3 protein-coding genes are annotated in these 4,399 nt (G+C 57.4%); 1 reads left to right on the top strand and 2 read right to left on the bottom strand.

Annotated features, from left to right (window positions below):
• The first annotated feature begins 312 nt into the window (after nucleotides 1–312).
• Nucleotides 313–393, top strand: coding sequence for a hypothetical protein (locus AU465_RS37600; protein WP_376774795.1), 81 nt, complete (start codon nucleotides 313–315; stop codon nucleotides 391–393).
• A 205-nt stretch (nucleotides 394–598) separates the two neighbouring features.
• On the opposite strand, the gene AU465_RS00010 is transcribed toward AU465_RS37600, so the two are convergent.
• Nucleotides 599–1,051 (bottom strand): hypothetical protein, encoded by a 453-nt coding sequence (locus AU465_RS00010; RefSeq protein WP_192242605.1) that lies wholly within the window; start codon nucleotides 1,049–1,051, stop codon nucleotides 599–601.
• 11 nt (nucleotides 1,052–1,062) lie between these two features.
• Entirely contained in the window at nucleotides 1,063–2,826 is a 1,764-nt protein-coding gene (locus AU465_RS37335; RefSeq protein ID WP_192242601.1) for a CHAT domain-containing protein, read from the bottom strand.
• Nucleotides 2,827–4,399: the final 1,573 nt, after the last annotated feature.

Raw genomic sequence — 4,399 nt, 5'->3', positions numbered from 1 at the left:
CTGACCCACAACGACAATTGGCTTACTTAATGATGGCTGCTTCGCGCTAATCTCGGCCGTATAGATCAGCATTGCCGTTTCCTGAAAGCTGACGGTCGCAGGCGACCACTCTGAGGTCGCGGTTGCGCCAGTTCGCGACGTTCCACGCGCTTGCCCGCTTGAACCTGCGAAAGGTCGGCGGCCCAGTGTTCGACAGCAGTTTTCGGACTAGGGAACGCGACGCCCTTTCTACCACGCTCATCCTAGACGATGCCAAGCCGCTGTTCCTGAAGGTTTCAGAAAGCGGGCGTCACGTTCCATCAGCCTTTGAAGGTGGAGCCCTGGGGGGCTCGCACCTTCATAGTGCAAGACCCGGATGGGAACCTGATTTGCTTCGCAGGAGGCGGGACATAGGTCGCCTTTCCACCGATGATGCGCGCGTCGCCGTTGCGGGACGGATGAGGCACGGCTGCGGAGATGGTACAGGCCAGATGCGCGACTGTTAGGATGGCTCATCGATTGGCGCGACGCTGAGTGACAAGCGCCGCACGGAGTGCAATTAAAGGTTTCGCGCTTGTTGAGCGTTCGGCTGTTGTTGACCTCTGCCAGCGATAGATACTCAGACCATGCGCTCCTTCCAAAATGAGCATACTTCTTCCCCTGCAGCTGGGAGAAGTACCTTGCCGAAGAGCACTCCAACAACTGCAGCGACAGCTGGTGCGACGCTGAAGAATGAAATCAGCACGGTAGCAACGGCTGCCGCCAACGCGTCGGACGAATCGAGCTTAAGCGCGTTGAGTATGGTTTTTCGGACTTGGGGGTCTGCATCCTCCGTGCCGCAGACGAGGTCGTAAATCGCCTTCTGCCATCGATGCAGAATGCGCTTGCCAAGAAGAATGGCATCATCAAGTGGCCCCATCACCTCGTCAGGAATGGCGACATCTGACGCCGGGGTTGCGAAGTCTTGAGGCGCTCCCGGAAACATGCGTGAATACGCACCAAGCGATGCGTAGAGCGCGTCGGAGTCCGACTTACCAAGAATGGTGACTGCATTCGCAATTAGGTCTTTCATTCGCGCCTCCATTACGCCTTCGCGTCAGCTGCTCCGTATACGGTGTAGGAAAGCCCAAGTGGATTGTTATGAGATGCCATCAGCGCCAGTCGCGCTTGGCGAACGGCCTCGCCAACGCTAGGACCATTGAAAATTGTGTTCAGTACCTCGTTTGCGAAAGGCTCGGCGAAAGAAATCGGGATCGTCGATTCAGTGCCGATAACCGAGCTCGCGCCGCGTTTCAGGAAAAAGCCGACAAAAGACCCGTCCAGTGCATTCCAGACTTGGGCAGATTGGCATGTATTCAAAAAAACGACCGGCGCGTTCGACAGCCGAATTAGCTTGTTACTTTCTGGATCTCTATAAGAAGTGAGTTCCGCGAGAGTGACTTTCCCCCGCGCGAATCGCAAGTGGCTATCAGGATCGGTAGCCGTCGTGTCCAGGAATTGGCGGTAGCTCATCGCCCACAGAGAATCATCGCTTGCATCCAGCCCAGCAAGTTGCGCCAAACGTATCTGCTCATCGATTTGCTGTGCCTTTGCGACCACATGCTCACGAAGCTTCATACCCGCAGGGGTTGCTGGTGCTGCGCTGTATCCATGGGCGTAAAAATAGAAAAGCTTCGCTGATTTAAGAAGTGCCGGGACAAGCTCGTCACGACTTTCTATCACTGGTTGCAGATGATGGACTAGTGCTTTCTCAGCGGTGGCCAAAATCTTGGCGAAATGGGCAGGTTCGTTTTTGAATCCAAATCGGCCGTAGTAGAAAGACGGGAGCAATCTAGTCGCTTCAACAGGAGGCCTTAGATCGCCCCCCTCCGCGCACCGCTTCACCTCGATCGAGTATCGGCTGCCCCAGAGATTGTAAAAATCCGCAGCTTTATCATCTCGAAAATTATCGTTCACTGTCAGGATCTGCCATGGAAAAACGAAATCGGTCGCCCCGCGTAGGAGCGAAATCTGGATAATGTCACCGTCGGTCAGTCCGCCGCGTAGCATCTCTCCCAGGGCAGCCATGTCGCCACCGCCCTGTTCGATGTCGAACAAAACATTGAACATTCGACGACCAAGCTGATTCATCTGTCCGAGAATTTTATCACGCTCGGAATCGGCCATCTTGCCGGCCTTAAGCGAAGGACCGAATACGGCATCTACGAGTATAGTTCGGAACTCCGATACGAAGCCGTTCAGCATATCCGCAGAAAGTGTCCGCGTGGCATAGACACTGGGCACGCCATGCGTCCCGGCGACCACAGCGAACTGAAACGCTCCGGGCGTTGTTTGGTCGACCGAGATTGTAACCCTCCGGGATTGTCTCTGACCGAAGAAGCCAATGGTCGTGCCGTCCGGCCTGCGCTGGACGAATCTTGTTGCGGGTTGTGGCACCACGACCGCTGCGCTGTTCGCCACCGTCATTTGAAGGACGATATTGTCAATCAGGTCCAGCCGAGAATAGAGCGCAAACGACAGACTGAAAGTGGCGACGCTCGCTCCCGACCTCAACCTTGCAGAAACCCGGAAGCTTGCGTTCGATGAGGAGTCCCCCGTCAGCGGCAGCACAAGACTATCGAATCGCTGGTTGACCGTGACACCCACTTCACTGTCGTCGTCGTCAACTATCGGACAGAGCACTACCCAAATTTTCCTATCGCGTTTCGGACCGACATCGAGAATCGGAACTTGGGACGATTCTTTCGTAATTCCTTCGCGACGTGTTCGGATGGCCACTTCCACGTCGTAGGTGCGTTTGCTGATCAGTGGTTCGCTGGTGTCCAGCTCTCGTCCATTGTCAAGCACCTTAACATCGCTGTACCGAGAGTGCGCATTTCTCAGCGGGGGTGGCGGGACGGGGCGATCCAGGGTGAAATCTCGAAAGTCCGTAGGCCCGACAGGATGCCCCCGGTTGGGTGACGAGAAGAAGGGATCATCCGCCGCAGAGGGCAGCGGTACCTCGCCGGCTGGACCCAGGATGCCCCCGGTTGGGTGACGAGAAGAAGGGATCATCCGCCGCAGAGGGCAGCGGTACCTCGCCGGCTGGACGGTTCGGGAGGCGCGGCGGAACAGGACGCTCTTCGAAGGGCGACGCGACTGGAGGGTTCGGGAGGCCGGTTCGGGAGGCGCGGCGGAACAGGACGCTCTTCGAAGGGCGACGCGGCTGGAGGGTTCGGGAGGCGCGGCGGAACAGGACGCTCTTCGAAGGGCGACGCGGCTGAAGGGTTCGGGAGGCGCGGCGGAACAGGACGCAGCGACGCGGCTTGACCGTCCAAGGGGCGCGGCGCAGCAGGAGGGTCCGCGGAAGGCGAAGGGGCTGAAGGTTCCGCGGGGCGTGACGCGGGTGGATGATCAGAGGCGCTCGAAGGAGCTTGACGATCCGCGGGAGTCGAACCGAATTGTTTCTCCAAAAGCTCTCGAAAGCGCGCCAAATCATCTGGCGACAGTCCTTCGCTCTTTAGGAGTGCATCGGAGCGGTCTTTCTTTAGGGATACATCAGTCAATTTATCGCGATAAGCCCGCCATCGCTGCAAGGCCATAACCAAAGCGCCAACCGTTACGCTTGCCGCGGCAGCAATAAGAACAAAAGCCAGTTCCATATGAACTCACGCCGCTGGTCTCTAAACTCATGATGCTCACCATTTTTGCTCATTTTCAAGGAGAAGGTTGGCCGCGTGAAGTTCCGCTCGTGGGGCGCTATTCGGAATGTTGTGGTCTCCAATCGTATGGGCTGCTGCCCTGATTTATCGCTCGACGAACGATGGTGCCGGCGGCAGCCTCGCTCCATTGCAACCTCAAAACATCACCACCAACCAACAGGCCGTCCTCCAGTTGACATGCGCATTGCCCGACTTGGTCGGCAACCTCGAGCCCGAATCGGATAACTTTTCTGCCGAGCCGGACCCAGCGCACAAGGCCTGCGCCGAATACCTGGTTCGCCGTCAACGACAACAAGCCACTGGCCTTTTTCGCCGGGTCTTGGGTGTCGCAATGGGAGGGTGTCCGCAAGATCAAGGAGGACCTCGTCAAACTCGACCTATTCGCCCTCCTGACAATACAGCCGAACGGAACCGTCGTGCGGTGCATAAAAAAAGCGATGCCCGTTATCTTAACCGAACACGACGAGATCGAGACTGACGGCGCCATGGAGGCGGCCCGGGGTAAAGAGCTTCCGCTAGGGTCATGAGTGCTGGTTGCGCTCAATGTCGGCTTTCGGGAAGGAAAATCGGCCCAGGAAAGTCGCGATTGGGTCAAATCACGTCGCTGCCTGTGTCGGCCTGATGGTCCGCTTGTGAAAATCCGAGCCTTGAAGCTGCCGGTCCGCTTCCGCGAAGAGTTTCGGGCGCCGGCAGGCGTACGAAAGTCCCCGAGGAAGGAA

The organism is Mesorhizobium silamurunense, from assembly GCF_014843905.1.
Classification (GTDB): Bacteria; Pseudomonadota; Alphaproteobacteria; order Rhizobiales; family Rhizobiaceae; genus Mesorhizobium; species Mesorhizobium silamurunense.
This window is presented reverse-complemented; position numbering and strand designations above follow the sequence as displayed.

Excerpts from the sequence above, each read along its gene's own strand:
- AU465_RS00010 (WP_192242605.1), bottom strand. The coding sequence starts at position 1,051 with ATGAAAGACCTAATTGCGAATGCAGTCACCATTCTTGGTAAGTCGGAC.